The following is a 256-nucleotide window of genomic DNA, read 5'->3' as shown; positions in this document are numbered from 1 at the left end:
GCTAACCTATCACCATATTCTGCGCGACGAAGAAAACACCCGTTTTCGCCATACTTCGACGACCACATCGGTACGCGCTTTCAATAACCAGATGGCCTGGCTGCGTGACAGGGGATACGCGACACTGAGCATGGTGCAGCTGGAAGGCTACGTGAAGAATAAGATCAATCTCCCTGCGCGAGCGGTGGTGATTACCTTTGATGATGGCCTCAAGTCGGTGAGCCGCTATGCGTATCCTGTGTTGAAACAATATGGC

The 256-nt window shown here is 52.3% G+C and carries 1 protein-coding gene; it reads left to right on the top strand.

The window, feature by feature from the left end:
• On the top strand, positions 1-256 hold a 256-nt coding region (locus tag IEQ44_RS16165; RefSeq protein ID WP_193639447.1), incomplete at both ends, for a polysaccharide deacetylase family protein.

This window comes from Nocardioides malaquae, assembly GCF_015070385.1.
GTDB classification, from domain to species: domain Bacteria; phylum Actinomycetota; class Actinomycetes; order Propionibacteriales; family Nocardioidaceae; genus Nocardioides; species Nocardioides malaquae.
This window is presented reverse-complemented; position numbering and strand designations above follow the sequence as displayed.